General features: G+C 37.9%; 21 protein-coding genes. 6 read left to right on the forward strand and 15 right to left on the reverse strand.

The features are described 5' to 3' along the window. Nucleotides 1-3: 3 nt before the first annotated feature. From dnaE to B554_RS0116460, 4 genes are all read right to left on the reverse strand, one after another. A complete protein-coding gene (dnaE, locus tag B554_RS0116445) occupies nucleotides 4-3567 on the reverse strand; it encodes a DNA polymerase III subunit alpha (protein WP_019458917.1) in 3564 nt (1187 codons plus the stop codon). Between the two features lie 213 nt (nucleotides 3568-3780). Next, nucleotides 3781-4848, reverse strand: coding sequence for a type II asparaginase (locus B554_RS0116450; protein WP_019458918.1), 1068 nt, complete (start codon nucleotides 4846-4848; stop codon nucleotides 3781-3783). Nucleotides 4849-5532: 684 nt separating this feature from the next. Then, the gene (locus tag B554_RS0116455; RefSeq protein ID WP_019458919.1) at nucleotides 5533-6840 is read right to left on the reverse strand and encodes a dicarboxylate/amino acid:cation symporter; all 1308 of its coding nucleotides are present in this window, start codon (nucleotides 6838-6840) and stop codon (nucleotides 5533-5535) included. Nucleotides 6841-7296: 456 nt separating this feature from the next. Beyond that, complete coding sequence (locus tag B554_RS0116460; RefSeq protein WP_004702188.1) at nucleotides 7297-8727, reverse strand: pyridoxal phosphate-dependent aminotransferase; 1431 nt, start codon at nucleotides 8725-8727, stop codon at nucleotides 7297-7299. Between the two features lie 240 nt (nucleotides 8728-8967). Between B554_RS0116460 and msrB the strand changes: the two genes are divergently transcribed. The 4 genes from msrB (at nucleotide 8968) to B554_RS0116480 (ending at nucleotide 11411) form a co-directional block, all read left to right on the forward strand. Next, nucleotides 8968-9387 carry a peptide-methionine (R)-S-oxide reductase MsrB gene (gene msrB, locus B554_RS0116465; protein ID WP_004702186.1) on the forward strand — a complete coding sequence of 140 codons (420 nt, stop codon included), beginning with the start codon at nucleotides 8968-8970 and terminating at the stop codon, nucleotides 9385-9387. Then, nucleotides 9384-9869 (forward strand): glutathione peroxidase, encoded by a 486-nt coding sequence (locus tag B554_RS0116470; protein ID WP_004702185.1) that lies wholly within the window; start codon nucleotides 9384-9386, stop codon nucleotides 9867-9869. Before msrB ends, B554_RS0116470 begins: the two co-directional genes overlap by 4 nt. Further along, nucleotides 9869-10714: an AraC family transcriptional regulator gene (locus B554_RS0116475; protein WP_025465254.1), complete on the forward strand. Its 846-nt coding sequence runs from the start codon at nucleotides 9869-9871 to the stop codon at nucleotides 10712-10714. Before B554_RS0116470 ends, B554_RS0116475 begins: the two co-directional genes overlap by 1 nt. Before the next feature lie 64 nt (nucleotides 10715-10778). Then, nucleotides 10779-11411 (forward strand): LysE family translocator, encoded by a 633-nt coding sequence (locus B554_RS0116480; RefSeq protein ID WP_019458921.1) that lies wholly within the window; start codon nucleotides 10779-10781, stop codon nucleotides 11409-11411. A 60-nt stretch (nucleotides 11412-11471) separates the two neighbouring features. Here B554_RS0116480 and dapC read toward each other — a convergent pair whose 3' ends face one another. The 6 genes from dapC to B554_RS0116510 all read right to left on the reverse strand — a co-directional run bounded on the left by dapC (nucleotide 11472) and on the right by B554_RS0116510 (nucleotide 18263). Next, nucleotides 11472-12641 (reverse strand): succinyldiaminopimelate transaminase, encoded by a 1170-nt coding sequence (gene dapC, locus B554_RS0116485; protein ID WP_025465255.1) that lies wholly within the window; start codon nucleotides 12639-12641, stop codon nucleotides 11472-11474. A 25-nt stretch (nucleotides 12642-12666) separates the two neighbouring features. After that, nucleotides 12667-15330 (reverse strand): [protein-PII] uridylyltransferase, encoded by a 2664-nt coding sequence (gene glnD, locus B554_RS0116490; protein WP_019458923.1) that lies wholly within the window; start codon nucleotides 15328-15330, stop codon nucleotides 12667-12669. A 27-nt stretch (nucleotides 15331-15357) separates the two neighbouring features. After that, entirely contained in the window at nucleotides 15358-16575 is a 1218-nt protein-coding gene (purT, locus tag B554_RS0116495) for a formate-dependent phosphoribosylglycinamide formyltransferase (RefSeq protein WP_077168466.1), read from the reverse strand. Nucleotides 16576-16677: 102 nt separating this feature from the next. Continuing rightward, nucleotides 16678-17067: a tautomerase family protein gene (locus B554_RS0116500; RefSeq protein ID WP_004702172.1), complete on the reverse strand. Its 390-nt coding sequence runs from the start codon at nucleotides 17065-17067 to the stop codon at nucleotides 16678-16680. Nucleotides 17068-17197: 130 nt separating this feature from the next. Beyond that, nucleotides 17198-17539, reverse strand: coding sequence for an L-valine transporter subunit YgaH (gene ygaH / locus B554_RS0116505; protein WP_004702171.1), 342 nt, complete (start codon nucleotides 17537-17539; stop codon nucleotides 17198-17200). Nucleotide 17540: 1 nt separating this feature from the next. Then, nucleotides 17541-18263 (reverse strand): AzlC family ABC transporter permease, encoded by a 723-nt coding sequence (locus tag B554_RS0116510; protein WP_019458924.1) that lies wholly within the window; start codon nucleotides 18261-18263, stop codon nucleotides 17541-17543. Between the two features lie 119 nt (nucleotides 18264-18382). On the opposite strand from B554_RS0116510, the gene B554_RS0116515 reads away from it, so the two are divergent. Continuing rightward, entirely contained in the window at nucleotides 18383-18850 is a 468-nt protein-coding gene (locus B554_RS0116515) for a hypothetical protein (RefSeq protein WP_025465257.1), read from the forward strand. Nucleotides 18851-18912: 62 nt separating this feature from the next. Here B554_RS0116515 and B554_RS0116520 read toward each other — a convergent pair whose 3' ends face one another. Together B554_RS0116520 and B554_RS0116525 are read right to left on the reverse strand one after the other, a co-directional pair. Next, nucleotides 18913-19209 (reverse strand): hypothetical protein, encoded by a 297-nt coding sequence (locus B554_RS0116520; RefSeq protein ID WP_004702158.1) that lies wholly within the window; start codon nucleotides 19207-19209, stop codon nucleotides 18913-18915. A gap of 171 nt (nucleotides 19210-19380) precedes the next feature. Further along, the gene (locus B554_RS0116525) at nucleotides 19381-20088 is read right to left on the reverse strand and encodes a Crp/Fnr family transcriptional regulator (RefSeq protein WP_019458926.1); all 708 of its coding nucleotides are present in this window, start codon (nucleotides 20086-20088) and stop codon (nucleotides 19381-19383) included. A 92-nt stretch (nucleotides 20089-20180) separates the two neighbouring features. Here B554_RS0116525 and B554_RS0116530 point away from each other — a divergent pair, with 92 nt between their 5' ends. Next, nucleotides 20181-20702 (forward strand): DUF962 domain-containing protein, encoded by a 522-nt coding sequence (locus B554_RS0116530; RefSeq protein WP_019458927.1) that lies wholly within the window; start codon nucleotides 20181-20183, stop codon nucleotides 20700-20702. Between the two features lie 50 nt (nucleotides 20703-20752). On the opposite strand, the gene ychF is transcribed toward B554_RS0116530, so the two are convergent. The 3 genes from ychF to B554_RS0116545 all read right to left on the reverse strand — a co-directional run bounded on the left by ychF (nucleotide 20753) and on the right by B554_RS0116545 (nucleotide 23654). Beyond that, a complete protein-coding gene (gene ychF / locus B554_RS0116535) occupies nucleotides 20753-21844 on the reverse strand; it encodes a redox-regulated ATPase YchF (protein ID WP_004642544.1) in 1092 nt (363 codons plus the stop codon). A gap of 93 nt (nucleotides 21845-21937) precedes the next feature. Further along, nucleotides 21938-22597, reverse strand: coding sequence for a methionine ABC transporter permease (locus tag B554_RS0116540; protein ID WP_004792864.1), 660 nt, complete (start codon nucleotides 22595-22597; stop codon nucleotides 21938-21940). Further along, complete coding sequence (locus B554_RS0116545) at nucleotides 22578-23654, reverse strand: methionine ABC transporter ATP-binding protein (protein ID WP_081400435.1); 1077 nt, start codon at nucleotides 23652-23654, stop codon at nucleotides 22578-22580. The genes B554_RS0116540 and B554_RS0116545 overlap by 20 nt, the downstream gene beginning before the upstream one ends. Between the last annotated feature and the right edge of the window lies 1 nt (nucleotide 23655).

A 23655-nucleotide genomic window follows, 5' to 3' on the forward strand; every position in this document is an offset into this window, starting at 1 on the left:
AAATTACGAATATTGAGAAACTTCGCTTTGGTATGAATCCAATGCATCATCAATAGTCATGTCCACAGGAGGTGAGGCAACAGGTTGCGGACGAACAGGGTCTGCTGCTTTAGCTGCCTTAGATTTTACCTGATATTCAACATGAATATTATCTTTACCAAAGTAATCTCTTAGCTTGGCTAGAAGTTCATCTAAAGGAGCGACTTTCCATTGTGGGCCAAGTTGAAGCTCGGCCTGAGCATATGGTTGGTCAATGTGTAAATTTAGTGCAATATGCTGATGCATATCAACATTGCAATAAGGCAATAAGATATTTTGTAGATCTTTTGCCAAACTTGGTTGCATTAAATCATGGGTTAACTTGATTTGAATGCTATTGGCACGTTTTTGTCTAATCTCATTTAAGTTAAAAGCTTTGTTTAAACGGCCCATTGGACGATCAAAGCCTTCACGCTCATAAATCTCGCCTTCAAAGACAACTACATGTTCAACTTGTATGATATCTTTAAAGCGTTGGAAGCGTTCATGATTACAACTGACTTCAATACGTGCTGTACCATCGTCTAGCACAATAACCACGCGATTTGGAAAGTTGGCTACGTCCAAAACCAGACCCGCATAAACAGTTGTTACACCACGACGAGTCGCAGTAATTTCATTAAGTTTTGCTGGAATAAAGGCTTTGAGTTCTTGACGGTAAACATCAATAGGGTGGCCTGTTAAATACAAACCAAGCGTATCTTTTTCGCCTTTAAGACGAACTTCATCACTCCATGGTTTAACTGGCTTAGCGGGTTTACGTTGAACTTCTTCAACTTCACCAAATAAGTCCATAATCCCGCTTTCACGGTTACTACGTGCTTGTTCGGCTGCTTGTACTGCTTCTGGCAGTTGAGCCATTAAACTAGAACGTTCAATACCTAAACAATCTAGTGCACCAGCACGGATAAGCGCTTCTAAGGTTCGTTTATTGATTTTTTTCAAATCAATACGGTGGCAGAAGTCGAATAGGTCTGTATAAGGCCCTTGCTGACGGCGTGAGTCAATAACAGACTGCATTGCCTGTTCACCAACACCTTTAATTGCACCTAAACCATAAACGATGGTTTTATCATCACTGGCATGGAAATGATAAGTCGACATGTTAACTGACGGAGGTAGAACTTCGAGTCCATTATTTCGACAGTCATCAATCAAAAATACGACGCTGTCAGTGTTCTGCATTTCCGATGACATTACCGCTGCCATAAATTCGGCAGGGTAATGAGCTTTTAACCATGCTGTATGATATGCAACAAGAGCATAAGCAGCCGCGTGTGATTTGTTGAAACCATAGCCCGCGAACTTTTCCATATAGTCAAAGATATGGTTGGCGGTGCTTTCATCAATACCTTTTTGTCCAGCACCTTCAAGGAAGATTTGGCGTTGTTTCACCATTTCTTCAGGTTTCTTTTTACCCATTGCACGGCGAAGTAAGTCAGCGCCACCAAGCGTATAACCCGCACAAATCTGTGCAGTTTGCATTACCTGTTCCTGATAAACCATAATCCCGTAGGTTGGCTCTAATACGCCTTCAAGCAAAGGATGAAGATATTCAAAATCCCCACCATGCATACGATGAATAAAGTCAGGAATCAGATCCATTGGGCCCGGACGATACAAAGATACGAACGCAATAATTTCTTCGAATTTGCTTGGACGTGCCTCTTTAAGCATTCGTTTCATGCCGACGGATTCAAACTGGAATACCGCTGTTGTATTTGCATCGGCAAACACTGAATATGCTTTAGCGTCGTCGAGTGGGACGTGAGATATGTTTAGAGGGTCATTGCTATCGCGATTTTTATTAATATTTTGAATAGCATCTTCAATAACGGTTAAGTTACGTAAACCCAAGAAGTCAAATTTTACCAGACCAGCAGCTTCTACATCGTCTTTATCGTATTGTGCAACACGGCTGGTTCCGTCTTCGTCACATAGTACAGCAGAGAAATCGGTAATCTTACCGGGTGCAATAACAACACCACCAGCATGTTTACCGGTATTTCGAGTGATACCTTCAAGTTTTAATGCCATTTCCCAGATTTCACTGGCATCATCATTATCTGGGTTAGATGGGTTAGTGACGATATCTTTAAGCTGAGGTTCCATCTCAATAGCAGTTGCCAAATCTACACCAAGTGGCTTAGTAGGCACCATTTTTGAAATACGATCAGCTAAACCGTAAGATTTACCTAAAACACGTGCAACGTCACGAATCGCACCTTTTGCAGCCATTGTACCGAAAGTTGCAATTTGCGAAACTGCTTCACGACCATAGGTACGTGATACATAATCGATAACACGGTCACGACCAGCAATACAGAAATCGACGTCAAAGTCGGGCATCGATACACGTTCTGGGTTTAAGAAACGTTCGAAAAGCAAGTCATAACGAAGTGGGTCAAGGTCAGTAATTTTTAAGCTATAGGCTACTAATGAACCTGCACCTGAACCACGGCCAGGCCCAACAGGAACGCCATTATTTTTAGCCCACTGGATAAAGTCCATTACGATCAAGAAGTAACCAGGGAATCCCATCTTAAGGATAATTCCAACTTCATAATCAATTCGTTCATCATAAGGTTTACGAATTTCTGGCCAGTCTTCGCCACGTTTTTCAACAGGATATAGATAATCTAAGCGTTCTTCTAAACCTACTTTTGACAAGTGCTCAAAGTAAGTGTCGATGGTAAATCCATCTGGAATTGGGTAATCAGGCAAAAAGTAGGTGCCAAGTTGTAGGCTAACATTACAGCGTTTTGCAATATTGTAGGTGTTTTCGATAGCACTTGGGATATCAGAAAACAATTCGATCATTTCATCGGAAGTTTTAAAATGCTGTTCAGGACTATATAAGCGTGGACGACGATCATCTGCTAATACATAACCATCAGCAATACAAACACGTGCTTCATGTGCCTCAAAATCTTCTTTTTCTACAAAGTGCACATCATTATGCGCCACTACACCAACATTATATTTGGCAGCAAGTTTTGCTGCTTCTTGAATAAAGTCTTCTTCACCAGGGCGATCAGTACGTGTTAAAGCAAGATAAACACGATTACCAAACTTTTCAATCCACTCTTCAAGTAAAGGTTCAGCTTTTTGTGGGTTAGATGAGCAAAGCATTTGACCAACATCACTGTGTTGACCTAGCAGAACAATAATATCTTGATGCTGTTCAAGTACCCATTCTTTTTGTACACAAGGGATACTAAGTTGTTGTCCTTCAATAAAACCACGTGAAACGATTTCGGTCAGGCTTTTCCAGCCAACATTACTCATTGCAAGTAAAGTTACACGATGCTGAGCATCATTAAGACGTATGGTACTACCTAAAATAGGTTTAATACCTTTTTTAAGGCAAGAATTATAAAACTTTACGGCAGCGTGAAGGTTAGATAAGTCTGTAAGAGCCAGTGCAGGCATTTCATCCTTTACAGCAGCCTTGACCAAGTCGGGTATGCGAACAATCGACTCTGTAATCGAAAATTCTGTATAAATACCGAGATGAACAAACTGCATAAACCAATCCTTAATACGACCGCAGCATAGTTTAGCATGCAAAGTTCAAAGGAAATGCTTAATATTTTGGCAAACTGTTTAGGATTTTAGTATTTAAGCAAATGTTTAGAATATTAAAATGAAAGATTGATCAAAGATTTTAGTTATTTTATCGAGTGAAAATACAAGAAAACAAAAGAACCAGCCCAAACGGATTTGGACTGGTTGAAAAACTTAGTACTGCCAGAACATACGTTGAATTTCTTTAGCATCATTCGTCTTAGTAAGAGCTAAAGCTGCAAGAAGACGTGCTTTTTGTGGGTTTAAGTCATGAGCAGCTACCCAACCATATTTATCGTCAGGTTGTTCAGCATTACGTAATACGAAACCTTGTGGTACACGTGATGAACGGATAATTTGAATACCGTCTTTATCATGAAGTTTTTGTAAAGTTGGAACGATATAGTTCGCAACAGAACCGTTACCTGTACCCGCATGGATAATCGCTTTAGCGCCAGCTTTTGCATATGCTTCATAAGCATCAGGAAGCATAGAGTCTGAACCGTAAACGATTTGTACCATTGGAAGTGCATCACCTTTAATATTTTCAATATTAAATTCTGAAGCATTTGTAAAACGTTTAACAGACTGTCTGAACCAGTATGGTTTACCTTCAACTAATGTACCTAAAGCACCCCATTGGCTAACAAAAGCATTTGTATGGATGTTAATGCCTTTAGTTACATCACGTGCAGCAAAAATAGAGTCGTTCATAAGAACCATAACGCCTTTATTTTTTGCTTCGTCAGAAGCTGCTAAAGCAACTGCGCTATAAAGGTTAAGTGGTCCATCTGCTGAAAGTGCAGTTGAAGGACGCATTGAACCAACAACAACGATTGGTTTGTCAGTATGAACAACAAGATTTAAGAAAAATGCTGTTTCTTCTAAAGTATCTGTACCGTGAGTGATTACGACACCATTCACAGATGGCTTTTTAACAAGTTCATTTACTTGACGAGCAATTTGTAATAATTCCTTGTCAGTAATACTTTCAGAAGCTACTTGTAATGCTTGAATACCGCTTACATTTGCCAAATCTTTGATTTGTGGAACTGCATTGATTAGAGCATCAACTGGAACTTTCGCTGCTGTGTAAGTTGCACTGTTTGCTGAGCTTGCACCAGCACCAGCGATTGTACCGCCAGTAGCAACGACAACAACATTATTTTTTGCGTAAAGTGGGAGAGAGCAGGCCAATAAGCCCATAGCTAAACCGAAAGATTTAACAGTTTTAGTCAACATCGAAAATATCCTTATGAAGTGACGAAGTAGAAGTTTGCCGAATATGCCTGCTTGTCCTAAGCAAAATACATACCATATAAAACATATTCGTAACTTGTCTGAATAAAAAGCATCCCTGAATATCATTTTGTTTCGACAACAATCATTTAGTCATTGCTTTTATTCAGTGCTAATAAATATCATGAAAAAAATAAAAAATCTATTAAGTTTTTCTAATTTATCTCTATTTTTTTAATTTTTATATAAAGAATACAAATGAAATTTTTGATGATATAAAAATAAAAAATAATAGAATAATTCAAAGACTTATTTAACAGATGATAATTTTATGTTGTTGTTTTTTATTGATAACTTTAATTGTTTTAATAGTATTGAAAGTTATATAGTCAAACTCAATAATAAATTCAGTTGTTTAATGAAAATAATGAATTTAAAAGTGTATTAAAAAATAAGCATTTGATCTGTGTTTTTTAAAAAATAAAATTTGATTGATTGGTTTGTATTCTATTTTTAAGGTTTGTTCTTAATAAATTTAATAGTGATTGGAATCTAATGTTTCTACCTTTATTTAATATGAAAATACTCGTAAGTTTCTACTGTTAAATTTTAGAGCAAAAAAAAGAGCAATTTTATAAGGTCATATAAAATTGCTCTGAAATTGGGAGAGTGGGAGAAAATATAGACTTAAGCAGTCGTTTGTTCTTGAGTTGATTTAATTAATACTGTCTCTGGTAATTCTTCAGTATCAGCTACTTTTTCACCTTCAAGTTTAGCCACTACAGCTGTTGCAATACTATTACCGACTACATTTGTTGCAGTACGGCCCATATCAAGGAATTGGTCAATTCCGAGCAGTAATAAAATGCCGGCTTCAGGTAAATGGAACATGGTTAGTGTTGCAGAAATTACAACAATAGAAGCTCTTGAAACACCAGCAATACCTTTACTTGTCACCATAAGAGTCAACAAAATCAAGATTTGTTGAGTAAAGCTAAGGTCAATATGGTAGGCCTGTGCAATAAAGAGTACTGCAAAGGTGGTGTACATCATTGAACCATCTAGGTTAAATGAATAACCCAAAGGTAAAACGAAGCTTGTCACTTTCTTTGGTACACCAAATTTATTTAGGGCATCCATAACTTTTGGATAAGCTGATTCGCTCGAAGCTGTAGCAAAAGCAAGGGTTACAGGTTCACGAATTAATTTGCCTAAACGGAAGATATCCTTTTTGAGTACGATCGCACCTACCGAGAATAAAATAACCCACAGTAATAAAAGGCCGAAGTAGAACTCTGCAATTAAAATACCGTAGTCAACAATTAAGCCTAAACCTTGTACAGTAATTGCAGATGCAATTGCTGCAAAAACTGCGACAGGTGCAAACTTCATGACGTAATCAGTGATACGGAACATGATTTTGCTAAGTTCTTCGGTCAAGCGAACAATAACCGAGTCTTGTTCTTTGCCTTGATTAACAAAAGCTAAAGCTGAGCCAAAGAAAATTGCAAAGACTAGGACTTGTAAAATGTCATTATTAGCCATCGCCTCAGCAATACTGCGCGGGAATACGTGGCTTATAAATGACTGCAGTGTAAAGCCAGTAGTCGCTGGGAGAGAAGCGCTACTGAGTTCTTGAGCTGTCGGTAATACTAAATTTAGTGCTGCGCCAGGTTGGAAAAAATTGGCTAAGCCCATACCGATGGCTAGTGAGACAAAGGAAGCAGTAATGAACCAAGTCATTGACTTGAGTGTAATGCTACCAATTGAAGTTGATTTACCCATTGAAACAATGCCAGAAACAATTGTGGCAAATACCAATGGAGCAATAATCATTTTGATAAGACGTAAAAATATATCTGTGATGATATTAAAATAAGAAGCGATTTGCTTCAGTTGATCACCTTCATTAAAGAAGTGGTGACAGATCCAACCCGTCAATACTCCGAATAAAATGGCAACCACAATATACTTGAGCAATTTCTTTTGCTTCATATGAACCTCTATCCTTTGTGTTCAATCATCTTTTAGATGGGCTAGAGATGATTGAAAAGCTTTCCTTGTAAGTTCAGTTCGATCCTTTAACTGATTTCATCTTCCTAAATCTGCATCAGTGTTAACCGAATCGAATATGATGATGTTGTTATGGAAAGGGATTGTTGCTCTATTTTGAAGTAGTGTGAAATGCAAAAAAATATCAACTCATGCATTTTTTGCATAATACCTAAAATAGAAAATGAGGAAAATTATAATAATTTAATCGAATGGTAAAAAATCTAAGTTTATTTTTAATTGGGAACTAATATAAATTAAATTTATTAAAAATCAAAATATTATGTCAGTTTTTAATGGTATTTAAATTGGCTCTTATGTATTTTTAAATATACGTGTGGATCATATAAAAATGAAAAAGGCATCTAATTTAAGATGCCTTTTTGATTATGCATTTTTTTAACGGCGATTGGCTAAGAAACGACCTAAACGACCAATTGCTTCACGTAATTCATTTTCTGCTGGTAAGAAAACAACACGGAAATGGTCTGGAGTTGGCCAGTTAAATCCAGTTCCTTGCACTAAAAGTACTTTTTCGGCACGAAGTAAATCTAACATTAACTTTTCATCGTCTTCGATTGGGTAAATATTAGGATCAAGTCGTGGGAAGCAATACATTGCACCTTCTGGTTTAACACAGCTTACACCTGGGATTTCATTTAACATTTCCCAAGCGATATTGCGCTGTTCGTATAGGCGCCCACCCGGACGGATTAAGTCATTAATAGACTGATAACCACCAAGCGCAGTTTGGATTGCATACTGAGCTTGTACGTTTGCGCATAGACGCATAGACGCCAACATATCTAAGCCTTCAATATAGTCTGCTGCACGGCTTTTATCGCCTGTAATTGCCATCCATCCTGAACGGAAACCCGCAATACGATAAGCTTTTGATAAACCATTGAATGAAATACAAAGCTGATCGCCAGCTAAAGAGGCAACTGAAACGTGCTCAATTCCGTCATAAACAATTTTGTCGTAAATTTCATCAGCAAATAAAATGAGATCGTATTTCTTGGCAAGTGCCACAATTTGTTCAAGCACGTGGCGCGGATATACTGAACCAGTTGGATTATTTGGGTTAATAATCACAATACCACGTGTATTTGAAGTAATTTTACTTTCAATGTCAGCAATATCTGGATACCAGCTATTTTCTTCATCACATTTATAGTGAATGGCAGTACCACCCGAAAGATTAACGGCTGCTGTCCAAAGCGGATAATCTGGCATTGGAATGAGCATTTCATCGCCATCATCAAGTAAGCCTTGCATCGCCATTACAATAAGTTCAGATACGCCGTTACCAATATACACGTCATTTACGTGCATATTTAGGATACCTTTTTGTTGGTAGTACTGACAGATCGCTTTACGTGCTGGAAAAATACCTTTCGAATCAACATAGCCAATTGCATTTGGTAGGTTTAAAGCAACGTCATTAATAATTTCTTGTGGTGCTTCAAAACCAAATGGAGCAGGGTTGCCGATATTTAGCTTAATGATTTTATGTCCTTGCTCTTCCATTTCATTGGCGGCTCGTAATACAGGTCCGCGAATGTCATAGCAAACATGCTCAAGCTTCGATGATTTCTTAATTTCCCGAGAAGTTGGCATGGATTGGAGAGTAGCAGTATTTTTAGACATAGCTGGATTCACTTTTGCATATCGGTATAAATAACTTTTAAATGTTTTAACTGTTACCAAATTTAGATCATGTTGATCTTTTAGTAATTCAACAATTCTTTCGTGGGTAAAACCCGATTGCTGATACTGTTTGATAACTGGTAATAGTTGCTGGAAAAGCACACTTTTTTTCTGAGACATGTTTTGTCCTATACAACCGTGCCAAACAAGAATAGCACCATCTTTGCTTCCTGGGAAGGAAATAAAACATAATTTTGCTTACTTTTGTTTTTGTGATTTGCTTACTTTTTGCTTACTGTTGCTTAGATGATTAAATTCCAACAAATTTTACGTTCAGAGACTAGTGTTTTTTTGACGAATGGCGTAAATATAAAACACGATTATCAATTTATGTTTACATCAGAATAAAAGGTGCATGTCATGGGAAAAGTTAATAAAACAGACCGGGAATGGCAAAGAGAGTTATCACCAGAAGAATATCGGATAACACGACAAAAGGGCACTGAACCAGCTTTTACGGGGCAATACTGGAACACTAAGCAACATGGTACCTATGTTTGTCGTTGCTGTGGCGCTGAATTGTTCTCGTCAGATGCAAAATATGATAGTGGTTGCGGTTGGCCAAGTTTCTTTCGGCCAGTGAATGGAACAGTAATTGAAGAACATGAAGATTTAACGCATGGTATGGTCAGAACAGAAATTGTTTGTCATGATTGCGAAGCTCATCTTGGGCATGTTTTTGAAGATGGACCACAGCCGACAGGTTTGCGCTATTGTGTGAACTCGGCATCATTACAACTTAAAACACAAGAAAAAAATGACGAGGAAACTTATCCATGAGTAACATTTATCAGTTTGAAGCTGAATTGTTAGAAGGTGATATTAAGCAATTTGCTGATTACAAAGGTAAAGTTTTATTAATTGTAAATACCGCCAGTAAATGTGGTTTTACTCCACAGTTTGCCGGTCTCGAAAAACTTTATGAAAAATATAAAGATCAAGGTTTAGAAGTTTTAGGTTTTCCCTGCAACCAGTTTGGTGGGCAAGATCCAGGAAATAATAAAGAGATTGGGGCTTTCTGCCAGCGAAACTATGGGGTTAAGTTCCCTATGTTTGCGAAAGTCGATGTAAAAGGGCCTGAAGCGCATGTAATTTTTAGATATTTAACACGTGAAGCTAAAGGGATTTTAGGCAGTAGTACGATTAAATGGAACTTTACCAAGTTTCTGGTTGGTAAAGATGGTTCAGTTTTGAATCGTTATGCACCTACGACTAAACCTGAAGCTTTAGAAGCTGATATTGAAAAAGCTTTAGCAGGCTAATTAATTTAATGAATGCTATTCCTCAAACTTTTGAGTTTTGGCAAGATCGGCGAATGCCTTATGTTGAAACTCGAAAGTCTTGTCGTAGCCGGACATGTTATAAGTCTCATAGCCATCCAACATTTTCAATTGGTGCTGTAGACGAGGGGAATAGCATTTTTCAAAGTTCTTTTGGCACTGCTCAAGAGATCTCGGCGGGTACTTTAGTTATTGTACCTGCCCATATTGAACATTCTTGTAACCCTAAGCCAAATGAGGCTTGGAGTTATCAAATGCTGCATCTGGATATAATGTGGTTAAGTCAGTTGTATTCTGAATTTCAACAGCAAGGTTTTGATTTGCATCTACCTCAACATAAGCCTCTCATTATAAGGGATGAAACTTTCTATAAAGCTTTTACTGAAATGAATGATGCGCTTTTTGATGAACAAAAGCTAATTCTTGAAAAGGAACAATCACTTCTTGATTGTCTTATGGGCTTGTTGTTGCCGCATTTTATTTTAGAAGAAATACAAAAACCGCAGTACCTATATAAAGATTTTCTACATTTAGTTGAGGTCGTTACTTCTTCTGAGAATTTTATTTCTCTTGAAGAACTTGCACAGCAGGTTGGCCTGAGTCGTTATGCAATCATTCGGCTATTTAAAGCAAATGTCGGTCTAACTCCACATGCATTTCAAATTAATTTAAAGATTAACCAAGCTCGGGAATTGCTTAAACAGGGGATTTCACTCGTAGAGTTGGCTGTTAATTTAGGCTTTAGTGATCAAAGTCATTTTCATAAAGCATTTAAAGCCTATACAGGAGTTACTCCTCGACAGTTTCAACTTGCAGTCGCGCAATAATTTACAAGAAATAATAAGTTCCTATTTTTAAGATTTTCCATACTGTTTTATAGATGAAGCTGTTATGGACGTTTTTTTAGTTATTGCATTTACTCATTTTTTAGCACTCTTATCACCAGGACCAGATTTCTTTCTTATTCTCACGAGCCTTTTGCAAAAAGGACGCAATTATACTTATGGGGTTATTTTAGGAATCACTTTAGGGAATGCATTAATTTTAGCCGCGTGTTTGTTTGGTTTTATGTTGCTTGGAGATTTGAGTAGTGGCCTCCTTAGACTTTTTAAATGGCTTGGTGCGGCTTATCTGGCATATTTGAGTTTTCTTTGCTTTAACGCTGCTAGAGCAAGTGATTTATCATTCTCGACTGAAGAAAACAATTTAATTGATCAAGCCAATATTAAGCAGAACAAAATTAAAAGTTTAATGTTAGGTGTGCAGTCTAGTCTTCTAAATCCAAAAAATATTATGTTTTATAGTAGTTTGATGCTGCTTATTCAATATAAGTTCAGTTTAATTCAAAAATTGCTCATGAGTACATGGATGGTTGGTGTTGTTCTTGTTTGGAATATTTTGCTGGTTGGATTGCTTGCTCAGGGGCGGGTTTTAGACAAAATCAAGCGTTCTGCGACAGGTTTATACTATTGTTCTAGTATAGCTTTTATTATTTTTGCTGTGCTCTTAATTACATATAAATAGTGTATAGCCCAGTTGTATAGTCTTAATCGTTAAAAGACTATACAACTGGTAAGAAGATACTTAAAGAATCGCTTTTAAGCGTTTAACCACTTCTTCACATTGTGCTAAATCTGCCACTAAAGCCATGCGTACATGGTTGGCTCCTGGGTTGCCTTGCTCAGTATCACGAGATAAATAGCGACCCGGTAAAACTTTAATGTGTGCTTTTTCCATCAGCATTTTGGCAAAAGTTTCATCATTATCTACTTTTAACCAGTAGTAAAAACCAGCATCCGGTTTTTGTAATGGCAATAAATGGCCTAGCTCAGATTGGAATAAGTCAAATTTTGCACGATACTGCTTACGGTTTTCTTCAACATGGTCTTCATCATTCCATGCTGCAATTGAAGCAAGCTGGTGTTGTACTGGCATTGCTGCACCGTGATAGGTACGATATTGCAAATATGGTTTTAATAAATCAGCATCACCAGCTACAAAACCTGAGCGTAGACCCGGTAAGTTAGAACGCTTTGAAAGTGAGTGGAATACGATACAGTTTTTGTAGTCATCTCGTCCAAGTTCAGCACAAACTTCTAATAAACCTGTAGGCGCTTGGTCAAACCAAAGTTCTGAGTAGCATTCATCAGAAGCAATCACAAAATTATATTGATCTGATAAAGCAATCAGCTTTTTAAATTGCTCTTTAGAAAGCACCGTACCTGTTGGATTACCCGGAGTACATACAAAAAGAAGGGCTGTCTTTTCCCACACTTCGGCTGGCACAGCATCAAAATCGCCTAAGTAACCGTTTTCTTCTGTGCAATTAATGAAATATGGCTTTGCACCTGCAAGTAACGCTGCACCTTCATAAATTTGATAAAACGGGTTAGGCATTACCACATATGGTGCATCTTCACGATTAATCAAAGCTTGAACAAAAGAGAAAATCCCTTCACGCGTACCAGACACTGGCAAAATGTGGTTTTCAGCACTAATGCTGTTAAGTTTAAAACGCTGAGTTAACCAGTTTGCAATGCTTTGGCGAAGTTCAGGTAAACCTTTGCTGTTTGGATAAGTTGATAGATGGTTGAAGTTATCAATAATAGCCTGTTTAACAAACTCTGGTGCTGGGTGCTTAGGTTCTCCAATTGATAGAGGAATCAAAGGGAGATTAGCAGGACTAGTATCCTTAAAAAGCTGGTTTAACTTTTCAAATGGATACGGATGTAATAACGACAAGCTAGAGTTCATTAAACAGTTACCAAGTAGTTGAGTTTCAGTGCTGACAAATTTGATTAGATGCTTCATCTAATGCAGCTTTCAGTTTTTCCGAGAAGAGTTTGACCTCTTCATGATTTAGCGGTTTTCCATCTTTTTTGGTGACAAAGAAAATATCTTCTGCACGTTCACCTAAAGTTGCAATTCGAGCTGAATGGATGTCTAAACCTTGCATCATAAATAAACCACCTACACGTGCAAGTAGGCCAGGATGGTCAAGTGTTGAAATTTCGACCATGTTCTGCTGTAAAGCTTCATTTAATGTTACGTCGACTGTATTTTCAATATCAAAGTGACGCAATTGACGCGGGATACGGCGTTGCATGAGTCCCGGATATTGATCTGGTTGGCTAAGTGCCTTCACTAATGCTGTTTTAACGGTTTCTTCACGTTCAGGATCAGTCAGCAATGTACCAAAACGATCAAGTACAACATAGGTATCTAAACTAAATGCGGTAATTGCTGTGATAATTTTTGCATCTTGAACGTCTAAATTCATGCGATCTAACACTGCAACTGTAGTCGCAAACAGGTTTGGCTGATCACGTGTATAAATAAAGATTTGAACGGCATCTTGAGCAGCTTTACGATGAGCTCGTAAAAGTACTAATGGTTCAGGATTATCACCGTGTTTTAAAATTGCTTGTGTATGCCATGCAATTTCATCGGCAGATTCTTTAATGAAGTATTCATCACCAAGTTCTTGCCATACCTTTTCGACATCTGCCAATGCGAAGTTATTTACCAGTAATTCACTTGCTGCAAATTTGGTATCTTCAATCAGCATTTGGTAGTCAACAGGGCGGCCTAAGCCAGTACGAATTACATCACGAGCATGCGTATAAAGTTGACGCATGAGGGACGCTCGCCATGTGTTCCAAAGTTTTGGATTTGTCGCATTAATATCCGCCACCGTTAAAGTGTACAGATAATCGAGATGTTCCATATCGCCAAGTTTTTCTGCAAAATCTTTTACCACATCAGGATCAGAAATATCTTTTTTCTGCGCTGTCAAAGACATGAGTAAATGGTTTTGAATAAGCCATGCGATTAATTTACATTCACGCTCTGTAAATCCGTGTGCACGGCCAAACTCAATCGCATCTTCGGCACCAAGTTCACTATGGTCACCACCACGACCTTTGGCGATGTCATGGAATAATGCCGCTATAAAGACAATATCTTGGCGAGCAAGACGCTGAAAAACTGAACTGACCACAGGGAACTCTTTAGCGAATTCAGGTTCTCTAAATCGGTTTAAGTTACGCAGTAATAATAACGTGTGGGCATCGACTGTATAGATATGGAACAGGTCATATTGCATAAGCCCCATAATTTGCCCAAAAGCAGGAATATAGTTTCCTAAAACACCATAACGCTTCATCGCAACCAATGTATCGTATAGGCGATATGGTGAGCGAATAATTGACATAAACAGCGCTTGGTTTTCTGGGTTATTACGGTAACTTTGGTTAATTCTTTTCGCTGCAAGAATCAGTAAACGCAAAGTACGAGCACGAATACCTTCGATATCTGGTCGATTCGCTAAAATATAGAACAACTCTAAAATAGCGCTTGGATGTTCTGCGAATATTTTATGATGTTGTACGGCAAGTTTGTTATCGACAATTTTAAAATGATCATTAATCACTTCAATTTTGCGTTCGTAGTTGGGGAGTCGAGGTGTAATGACAGACTCACTAAAATACGCGAGTAACATTTCATTGAGTGTCGAAACCTGTTGCGCAGTACGGTAGTAGCGTTTCATGAACTGCTCAACACCATAATTTACAGGTTGGCCTTCTTGACGGACATATCCAAACTTTGCTGCAATTTCCCTTTGGTGGTCAAAGAGTAGACGGTTTTCATCACGTTTGGCTAAACGGTGTAAATGGTGACGAATTTCCCAAAGGAAACTTTCAGCTTCTTCTAGAACGGCTAATTCAAATTCTGAAATGAATCCTAAATGTACTAAATCATAGATACGGTTTACGCGGAAATGACGTTTAGCAATCCAACCGATCTGATTAATATCACGAATACCACCCGGAGCATTTTTTATATCAGGCTCTAAGTTACTTTCTGTGTTGTTATGTTGATGGTAGCGCTTGGCTTGTTCTGCCATTTTCGCGTCATAAAAGGTTTTATCTGTCCAAGTCTGAGAGACGATACGACGAGGCCATTTTGCAAGCTGAGTATTACCCGTAATTAAACGGGCTTCAATGAGTGTGGTTGCAACCGTTAAATCAGTAGCGGCCTGCTCAACACAGCTTTGAATAGTTCGAACACTAATACCAGGTTTAAAGTTTCCGACATCCCATAATGAAGAAATAAAGGTAGAAATTCGCTTTTCGTTTTCTTCAGTAATTTCATGTTCTGACAAAATCATGATATCGACGTCGGAATAGGGCAACATTTCACGGCGTCCATAACCACCTACAGCGAAAAGGCCTAGACCTGTCTGATCCAGTTCAGCATGTTTCCATAAAAAGATCAGCGCTTCATCAACTAAATCTGAACGTGCTTTAATGATGTCACGAATAGATTGCCCATTTTCATATGAATCCTGTAACTGCTTTTCTACATCCGTTCGCCATTGATTAATGACTTTAATATCATGATGACTTGAGACGTAGTTCAACAGTGGCGATGTATTGATCATGAAAATGGGTCTACCAATAAATAAAAATTAAGAGTTTGTTTGAACGATTACTTGATCAGCGGTTTCTTTCGCTAAAGTACGGGCAAGATCAGTATTTTCAGCACGAGCAGTTGCAACACCCATGCGACGTCGTTTGAAGCCTTCTGGTTTACCAAACAAACGTAAGTCTGTGTCTGGATGAGCTAAAGCTACATTCAGATTGCTATAACTTAAATTGTTGGCATCTACTCCAGCATAAATTACGGCACTTGCAGCAACACTGTGGCGTGCTGTGTTTACAGGTAAACCTAAGATTGCACGTGCATGTAATTCAAATTCACTTTGATACTGAGATGCTAAAGTCACAAGACCAGTATCGTGTGGGCGAGGTGAGACTTCACTGAACCAAACTTTGTCACCTTTAATAAATAGTTCTACACCAAAAATACCACAGCCACCAAGTGCTGTTGTCACTTTATTTGCAATACGTTTTGCTTCTTCAAGGGCTGCAGGAGTCATGGGTTGAGGCTGCCAGCTTTCTACATAATCGCCTGCATCTTGACGGTGACCAATCGGGTCACAGTAGTGAGTTTCAATTTCACCAGTTTCAGGGTTTTTAGCACGCACCGTGAGTAACGTAATTTCAAAATCAAAATCAATTTGAGATTCAATAATTACTGTGCCTTGGTTAACACGGCCACCTTGCATCGCATATTCCCAAGCCGCATCAACTTCATCAAAACTTTTTACACGAGACTGGCCTTTGCCAGAAGAAGACATGACTGGTTTTACAAAATTAGGATAACCAATGTCATCACAAGCAGCACGGAAGCTTTCTAAAGAGTCAGCAAAGCGATAAGCAGAAGTAGGCAAACCAAGCTCTTCAGCCGCAAGACGGCGAATACCTTCACGGTTCATGGTCAGGTTTACTGCTTTAGCAGAAGGAATGACAGTAGCGGTTTGATTTGCTTCAATTTCAAGCAAAACCTCGGTTGCAATTGCTTCAATTTCTGGAACAATTAAATTCGGTTTAACTTTTTCAATGAGTTGTTTTAATTGAGTTGGATCAGCCATGTTTAACACATAAGAAAAATGTGCAACTTGCATAGCTGGTGCGTGATCATAACGGTCGGCTGCATGTACTTCAACACCAAGGCGTTGTAAGGAAATTACAACTTCTTTGCCAAGCTCTCCTGAACCTAACAATAAAACTTTAAATGCAGAAGATTGAAGTGGGGTACCGAGTGTCACGCTCATGCGAATCATCCTGACAAAATTATTTTTTTAAGCATAGCAGAACTTATGGTGGAGTTAAGCCTTATCACACATAAAAAAATGAATTTTGTCAGACAATGATGCAGATAATTTTTAAACGTTAACCTGATAGTTTAGACGCATTTCATCTGCATTTTGACCACGGATGCCCCAATTCTCTTTAGGTGTTTCAAAAATAGTGATTTCAATATCTTGTGGGGTAATTTTGCAATACTGTTCAATATTACGAAATAAAGTTTGAATGAGTCTTTTCTTCGCTTCAGTACTTCTGCCAGCAAACATTGAAAGTTCAATAATGATGTAGTGTTGGCTTCGATCTGAAGGATAGATAAAGTTTTCCGGTTTGAGACTCATAAAGCGTTGAAATCTTTTCTCGACAGGATATTTCAACTCTTCAATAAGAGCCTGATGAATAGCATGAGAAAGCAATTCTCGATACTGCATGATGGTTTGTTCATTTGCATAAATTTTAACTTGTGACATTTTTATCTCTAATCGCTAGATGGTGTTATCTTTTAATAAATTTAAAAAAATGAGTTTTTCATGCTAGAAGCTATTACTATTAATCACTTCTAACCTTTATATATTATATAAGGTTGATCAGTTTATCTATTTATAAAGGTAAATAAGTGTAGATCAAACCATAAACGAGTGCAGCAGTTAAAGTCGCTGGAACAATTTTCTTAAATTTAAAATAAAGAGCTGCTAAAACTATAAAACCCATAAACATTGCGAAGCTCTTATTGGGAGTTTCAAGTAAAGGGGGTAGAGTTGCTACGACAAGCATAGCGCTAATGGCAGAGATACCAATACTCCCTAAAGCAATTTTTATCCAGACAGAGCCACGTTTTTGATGAGTACCTTGTAGTTTTTGTATAACGAAGAACGGGCCAAAACGTGAAGCAAAATTGGCAATACCGACAATAATACCGACCAATATAATTTCTAAGTTCATATTAGGCTTCAACCTCTTCATGCTGTTTCAGCACATAGTGTTTAAATAAACCAGCTAAAATGCCTGAAAAAATACCAATAAAAATAGCTGCCGATAAGTTAATCCAATAACATGCCAAGGCTGAAACGACTAAAGATACTGCAACGACTAAAGTATGTTTGCGCTCAAAGGCTGCGAGCAAAAAGCTTAAAAATAAAGCGGGTAGCAAAAAGTCTAAAGCTGCTTGTAAAAATTTTGGAAGATGGGCGACTTGATCTGCAAATAAGCCACCTAACAATGAACCAGTTGCCCAAGACATCCAGCTGAACAGACTTAAGCCTAACATCCAAGATTCAGACCACTGCTGTTTACGTTGTGAAAGTTGAATCATTCCACTGGCAAAAACTTCATCTGTAAGCCCCCAAGCCCAAACAGCCGTCTTTTTTAGATTTAATTTATTGGGAATTAAGTTATACAGTGCTGGACCATAGAGTACATGGCGAATATCTAGTGCAATGACTGTTAGCGCCGTTAACCAAATAGATGAACCACTAGCCAAAAGCGCAACCACAAGAAATTGGCTTGCACCAGCATACATTGAACAAGAAAGAAAAAATGCTTCCCAAGGACTGAAACCAAATTGAGATGCAGAAACGCCAAAGGCAAAAGAAACAGGTAAATAGGTGAGTACGATGGCTTGGCTATCTTTGGCACCTTGCCAAAAAGTTGCTTTTTGAGCAGCCATCTGTTGTTGATTCGACACGATACACCTTGGCTGTAAAACAATTATAAAAACTTGAAAGATTGAGTATTGTAGCCGAATTTAATAGCATAGTGCCGAAATGTTTAATTCGGCAGTTTGATATGTTCAAATCAAAGACTCGTTTAGTTTATATCGCCATCCTGAGTGCAAGCGCATTTATATTGCAGGGTTGTGATGATGGACATAACCCAGATAAAAAAGTTGAAATTAAACCAGCGCCGAAATTAACCAATGATGCAACAGTCTATGCGAAAAAGGCATGGACATTAATTAACTCTGTTGACCCTTTAGTTTATGGAAAACAGCTTAATCAGATAAATGATAAGGTTCGCAAACCACTACGTCAGCTGAGTACGGACTGGCGTATTAACGTAAAAATGACAGATTCGGTAACTGAAGGAAAATATGCACTTTGCCGAAAAGCCTTAACTAGTCTAGATGTATGGGCACGAGAAACACTGGAAAATGAAAAAACAGTTGCTCAAAAACAAACAGACTACGAACGTGATAAACAGCAGTGTAAGGAAGCAATTGATAACCCAAATTTGGGAAATACATCTCCGAAATAATGGTAATAATAAAAAAAGCGAGATTTAAAATCTCGCTTTTTTAACACATAAATTAATATTAATTATGGTTTCTTAGCAGTGTTTGCAGTTTTTACAGCATCTTGTTTCATTTGATGAGTAGCTTGATTTGCTTCTTGTTTAGCGTTAGTCGCGCTAGTCATAGCAGCATGTTTCTTCTCATTCATATCTTTCTTAGCTTCTTTTTTAGCAGTCGTTTTGCCGCTCATAGCAACACATTTACCGCCTTTATGATGTGGTCCAGTTCCTCCTTGGAGTTGAGTTCCTTTTGGACATGCAAATGCCGAAACACTTAACATTGCCAATACGCCAGCTGTAAGAATTGTTGATAATTTTTTCATGTTAATCAGCGCCTTGTTGAGTATTATTGCTCAGTTCGAGTGTAAGATGAAAAATTCTGTTTTGGAATATTTATTTTGTGAAATAGAGTTTGAACAATGTTTTATTTTGCAGTGTTATCTAATTTTTTAATTTAATTTTAAGTTTTTATTATATAGATTTTTTTAATCTATTTAACTAGTAGATTTTGCAATTAAATTTAACTTTTCAATGTCTAAAATTTCAATTTTTCTGAACGCAATTTTAATAATATTCTGCTTTTCTAATAAGTTTAACTCATGATTAACAGTCTGTCTTGAGGTAGTGAGCATATTTGCTAATTGTTCTTGAGAAATATGAATTTGTCTTTCTTGTATAAGAATGTGATTACCATAACCTTCCAAAATAAACAAAAGACGTTGAGCAAGTCTTTGAGAAATACTGCGTGTTTGTATAGCAATCTGTTCTAAAAAAACATATCTGAGTTTTTGGCTGGTTAAACGAGCAAAGTAGTACCAATAATACGGATTGTCTTTGAGTAATTGATTTAATGGTTTGGCAGGAATATGTAGAACGGTACTTTTTTTCAAGGCAATGGCATCATGTGAGCGCGGTTCATGATCAATCAGCGATATTTCACCAAACCACATAATTGGCTCAGCAATTGCAGAAAGAGCTTCATTACCATTTACATCGACATAACCCAAACTAATTGAGCCTTCAAGCACAGTGTAAATGCCATCAAAGATATCTTGAGCGCGGAACACATAACTATTTTTTTCAAAAGTAATTTGCTTACCATGTTCTAAAATAAAATTTTGGAATGCTTCTGGAAGCACACTAAACCATGTATTTTCCTTAAGTCGATTAATATAAATAAGATCCAATATCAGTCCATCCATGAAAAAAATCATTACTTTGTCAAATAGCTGACAACTTTAAATTTTCCTTATTTGTACAGTATGACTATATGTAGATGAATAGGGAATCACTAATGACAAATCTGGAGCAACAGCTTAGCAAATATGCGGCTTATCATTTAAACCATCAAAATATTTTGACGCATTTTGTTGGTATTCCACTTATTGTATTTTCAATTTTATGTTTAACAGTGAGAGCTGGAGTTGATATTGGCAGTTTTAAACTGACTTTAGCTATGGTGTTGATTGCAGTTAGTACGATCTATTATTTTATTTTAGATAAAGTTTTTGGCGTAATTATGCTGATTCTTTTAGCCGCTGTGTATCCACTGGCGAGCCAAATTGCCGAGCTTTCTTTAGGACAATGGTTAGCTGCAAGTATTGGATTCTTTGTGGTGGGTTGGGTCTTTCAGTTTGTTGGGCATTATTTTGAAAAGAAAAAACCTGCCTTTGTTGATGATGTAATAGGACTTGCGATAGGGCCATTATTTGTATTGGCAGAATTTATATTTATGCTAGGTTTTAGAAAGCCTTTGCATGCGCGTATTTTACAAGAGGCGCGTAGTAAACGAGAGGCGATGGATTTAAGTCATTAACAATAAAAAAAGCCCCAACACATTGGGGCTTTTTTTTCTTAAGCTTTAACTTATACGTTAAAACGGAAGTGCATTACATCGCCGTCTTGAACAACGTAAGTTTTGCCTTCTAAACGCCATTTACCAGCTTCTTTAGCGCCGTTTTCACCGTTGTATTGTACGAAGTCATCATATGCAACAACTTCAGCACGGATAAAGCCTTTTTCGAAGTCAGTATGAATCACACCAGCTGCTTGAGGAGCGGTTGCGCCAACTTTTACTGTCCATGCACGAACTTCTTGTACACCAGCAGTGAAATAAGTCTGTAAACCTAAAAGCGCATAACCGGCACGAATAACCACGTTTAAGCCTGGTTCTTCCATGCCCATTGCTTCTAAGAACTCAGCACGATCTTCATCTTCTAATAATGAAATTTCAGCTTCAATCTGGTTGCAAAGAGGAACAACAATTGCGTTTTCTTCAGCCGCAAGTTTTTTAACTGCGTCTAAGTGTGGGTTGTTTTCAAAACCATCTTCTGCAACGTTTGCAATATACATAGTTGGTTTTAAAGTCATTAAACCAAAACCACGAACTAATTTACGTTCGTCATCAGACAAATCAGCCGCGCGAGCTGGTTTACCTTCGTCAAGTAAAGGTTGGATTTTTTCTAAAACTGCTTTAGTTGCTACAGCTTCTTTGTCACCGCCTTTAGCAACTTTAGTTAAACGTAAAATTGCTTTAGCAACAGTTTCAAGGTCTGCAAGCGCAAGTTCAGTATTAATCGTTGCGATGTCGTCTAATGGATCAATTTTACCATTTACGTGAATGACGTTTTCGTCTTCGAAACAACGTACAACATGAGCAATCGCATCAGTTTCACGGATGTTAGCAAGGAATTGGTTACCTAAGCCTTCACCTTTTGATGCACCAGCAACAAGACCTGCAATGTCCACAAATTCCATTGTAGTTGGCAAAATACGCTGTGGTTTAACAATCGCAGCAAGTTTGTCTAAACGTGGATCTGGTACAGGAACAATACCTGTGTTTGGTTCAATGGTACAGAAAGGGAAGTTTTCCGCTGCAATCGCTGCTTTCGTTAATGCATTGAAAAGGGTAGATTTCCCTACGTTTGGCAGACCAACAATACCGCAATTAAAACCCATGAAAACCACTCACAAATGTGTAAATTAAAAATTGTCGCTGATTTTACATGAAAGCCATGACAAAGTCATGGCTAGAGCAGGGTTGTATTGCTTTTAAACTTTACGTTTATCAAGTTGCTGGGCTAATGCATCGCCAGTTGCTTGTACTAACATGACTAAAACAATGAGCACAAAAATTACAGCCAACATAATTTGCATATCAAAACGTTGATAACCATAACGATATGCGATGTCTCCTAGACCACCTGCACCAATAGCACCAGCAATCGCAGAGGAGTTAATCATAGTCACAATAGTCACGGTAAAGCCTGCCACAATACCTGGCAAAGCCTCTGGTAAAAGCACATGCCAAATAATTTGTTTACGGTTACAACCCATGGCTTGTGCAGCTTCAATTAAGCCTTGGTCGACTTCACGTAAGCTGACTTCTGCAATACGCGCAAAAAACGGAATCGCCGCAATCGTTAAGGGAACAACGGCTGCCCAAACACCATAACTTGTACCCACAATCCAGCGAGTAAGCGGAATAAGTGCAACCATTAAAATTAGAAAGGGTACAGAACGAGTAATATTAATTACCCAGCCCAAAGCTTGGTTAATCTTTTGTGACGGGTGAATGCCGTGCTCAGAAGTACTGACTAAAACAACAGCAATCGGTAAGCCAATTAAAAAAGCAATAAATGCAGATGCACCTACCATGAGTAAGGTATCTACAGTTCCAGTAATTAATAAATCAATGAGCTGGTCGTGCATAGCCAAGTACCTCAAATTGTACAATTGCAGTTGATGCATCTTGTCGTATAGATGAAAGATCAATTTCTACGTTAGGAATACCGACTAAAAGTGAACCAATAATGTGCCCTTGAATGGTATCGACCTGACTTTGATATAAATTGACGGGTGCTTTAAATCTAGCAAGTAGCTCTTGAATATCTGGAACCTGATGTGCTTCAGTTTCATATTTCAGTTTTACAATAATATGAGTTGAATCTTCATCGGGTAGAGGACTGATTTTAAAAGGCAGAGTGATCTGCTCAAGGTTTAACAATTCCTGAGTAATTTGTTGCTCTGGTCGTGAAAATACGGACCAAACTTGCCCAGCCTCTACAATTTCACCTTGGTCAATCACAACGACCTGATCACAAATTTCTCGAATAACCTGCATTTCATGAGTAATGAGTACAATGGTTAGGCCAAGTTCCTGATTAATCTTTTTAAGTAAAGCCAAAATAGTGGCAGTACTTTCAGGGTCAAGTGCTGAGGTGGCTTCATCGCAAAGTAAAATTTCTGGATGGTGAACAAGTGCGCGTGCAATACCGACACGTTGCTTTTGTCCGCCTGAAAGTTGCGACGGATAATGACCAGACTTATCTGCAAGACCTACGAGTGCCAGAACTTCATTTACACGTTGATCGATATCTGCTTTGTTGTAATTGGAAACTTTTAAGGGCAATGCCACATTTTCCCAGACCGTTTTTGCAGACATCAAATTGAAATGTTGAAAAATCATTCCAATGCGTTGGCGAGTTTGAATAAGCTCTGAATGACTCAATTCAGCAATGTTTTGTTGATGAATATGAATGCTGCCAGTATTTACTTGTTCTAAGCCATTTAATGTGCGGAGTAGGGAAGATTTTCCCGCACCACTTTTACCAATAATGCCTAAAATCTTACCTTGAGGAATATCAAGGTTAATCTCTTTTAAAGCATGCAGTTTTTGACCCTGCGATTGGTAAAACTTATTTAAACCAAGAATTTTGATATGGGGTAGAGAAAAATCAACTTGTGATCCAAAACTCACCATTGTCATT

Origin of the sequence: Acinetobacter sp. GG2, from assembly GCF_000292385.1 — a bacterium.
In the GTDB taxonomy this organism is placed as follows: domain Bacteria; phylum Pseudomonadota; class Gammaproteobacteria; order Pseudomonadales; family Moraxellaceae; genus Acinetobacter; species Acinetobacter seifertii.

What these genes read in the sequence shown, in the direction of transcription:
- B554_RS0116450 (WP_019458918.1), bottom strand. Translation starts at nt 4,848, where the DNA reads ATGTTGACTAAAACTGTTAAATCTTTCGGTTTAGCTATGGGCTTATTG.
- B554_RS0116520 (WP_004702158.1), bottom strand. Translation starts at nt 19,209, where the DNA reads ATGAAAAAATTATCAACAATTCTTACAGCTGGCGTATTGGCAATGTTA.
- B554_RS0116530 (WP_019458927.1), top strand. Translation starts at nt 20,181, where the DNA reads ATGACAAATCTGGAGCAACAGCTTAGCAAATATGCGGCTTATCATTTA.
- msrB (WP_004702186.1), top strand. Translation starts at nt 8,968, where the DNA reads ATGGGAAAAGTTAATAAAACAGACCGGGAATGGCAAAGAGAGTTATCA.
- ygaH (WP_004702171.1), bottom strand. Translation starts at nt 17,539, where the DNA reads ATGAACTTAGAAATTATATTGGTCGGTATTATTGTCGGTATTGCCAAT.
- dnaE (WP_019458917.1), bottom strand. Translation starts at nt 3,567, where the DNA reads ATGCAGTTTGTTCATCTCGGTATTTATACAGAATTTTCGATTACAGAG.
- B554_RS0116455 (WP_019458919.1), bottom strand. Translation starts at nt 6,840, where the DNA reads ATGAAGCAAAAGAAATTGCTCAAGTATATTGTGGTTGCCATTTTATTC.
- purT (WP_077168466.1), bottom strand. Translation starts at nt 16,575, where the DNA reads ATGATTCGCATGAGCGTGACACTCGGTACCCCACTTCAATCTTCTGCA.
- B554_RS0116510 (WP_019458924.1), bottom strand. Translation starts at nt 18,263, where the DNA reads ATGGCTGCTCAAAAAGCAACTTTTTGGCAAGGTGCCAAAGATAGCCAA.
- B554_RS0116525 (WP_019458926.1), bottom strand. Translation starts at nt 20,088, where the DNA reads ATGGATGGACTGATATTGGATCTTATTTATATTAATCGACTTAAGGAA.
- ychF (WP_004642544.1), bottom strand. Translation starts at nt 21,844, where the DNA reads ATGGGTTTTAATTGCGGTATTGTTGGTCTGCCAAACGTAGGGAAATCT.
- B554_RS0116540 (WP_004792864.1), bottom strand. Translation starts at nt 22,597, where the DNA reads ATGCACGACCAGCTCATTGATTTATTAATTACTGGAACTGTAGATACC.
- glnD (WP_019458923.1), bottom strand. Translation starts at nt 15,330, where the DNA reads ATGATCAATACATCGCCACTGTTGAACTACGTCTCAAGTCATCATGAT.
- dapC (WP_025465255.1), bottom strand. Translation starts at nt 12,641, where the DNA reads ATGAACTCTAGCTTGTCGTTATTACATCCGTATCCATTTGAAAAGTTA.
- B554_RS0116515 (WP_025465257.1), top strand. Translation starts at nt 18,383, where the DNA reads ATGTTCAAATCAAAGACTCGTTTAGTTTATATCGCCATCCTGAGTGCA.
- B554_RS0116470 (WP_004702185.1), top strand. Translation starts at nt 9,384, where the DNA reads ATGAGTAACATTTATCAGTTTGAAGCTGAATTGTTAGAAGGTGATATT.
- B554_RS0116545 (WP_081400435.1), bottom strand. Translation starts at nt 23,654, where the DNA reads ATGACAATGGTGAGTTTTGGATCACAAGTTGATTTTTCTCTACCCCAT.
- B554_RS0116460 (WP_004702188.1), bottom strand. Translation starts at nt 8,727, where the DNA reads ATGTCTCAGAAAAAAAGTGTGCTTTTCCAGCAACTATTACCAGTTATC.
- B554_RS0116500 (WP_004702172.1), bottom strand. Translation starts at nt 17,067, where the DNA reads ATGTCACAAGTTAAAATTTATGCAAATGAACAAACCATCATGCAGTAT.
- B554_RS0116480 (WP_019458921.1), top strand. Translation starts at nt 10,779, where the DNA reads ATGGACGTTTTTTTAGTTATTGCATTTACTCATTTTTTAGCACTCTTA.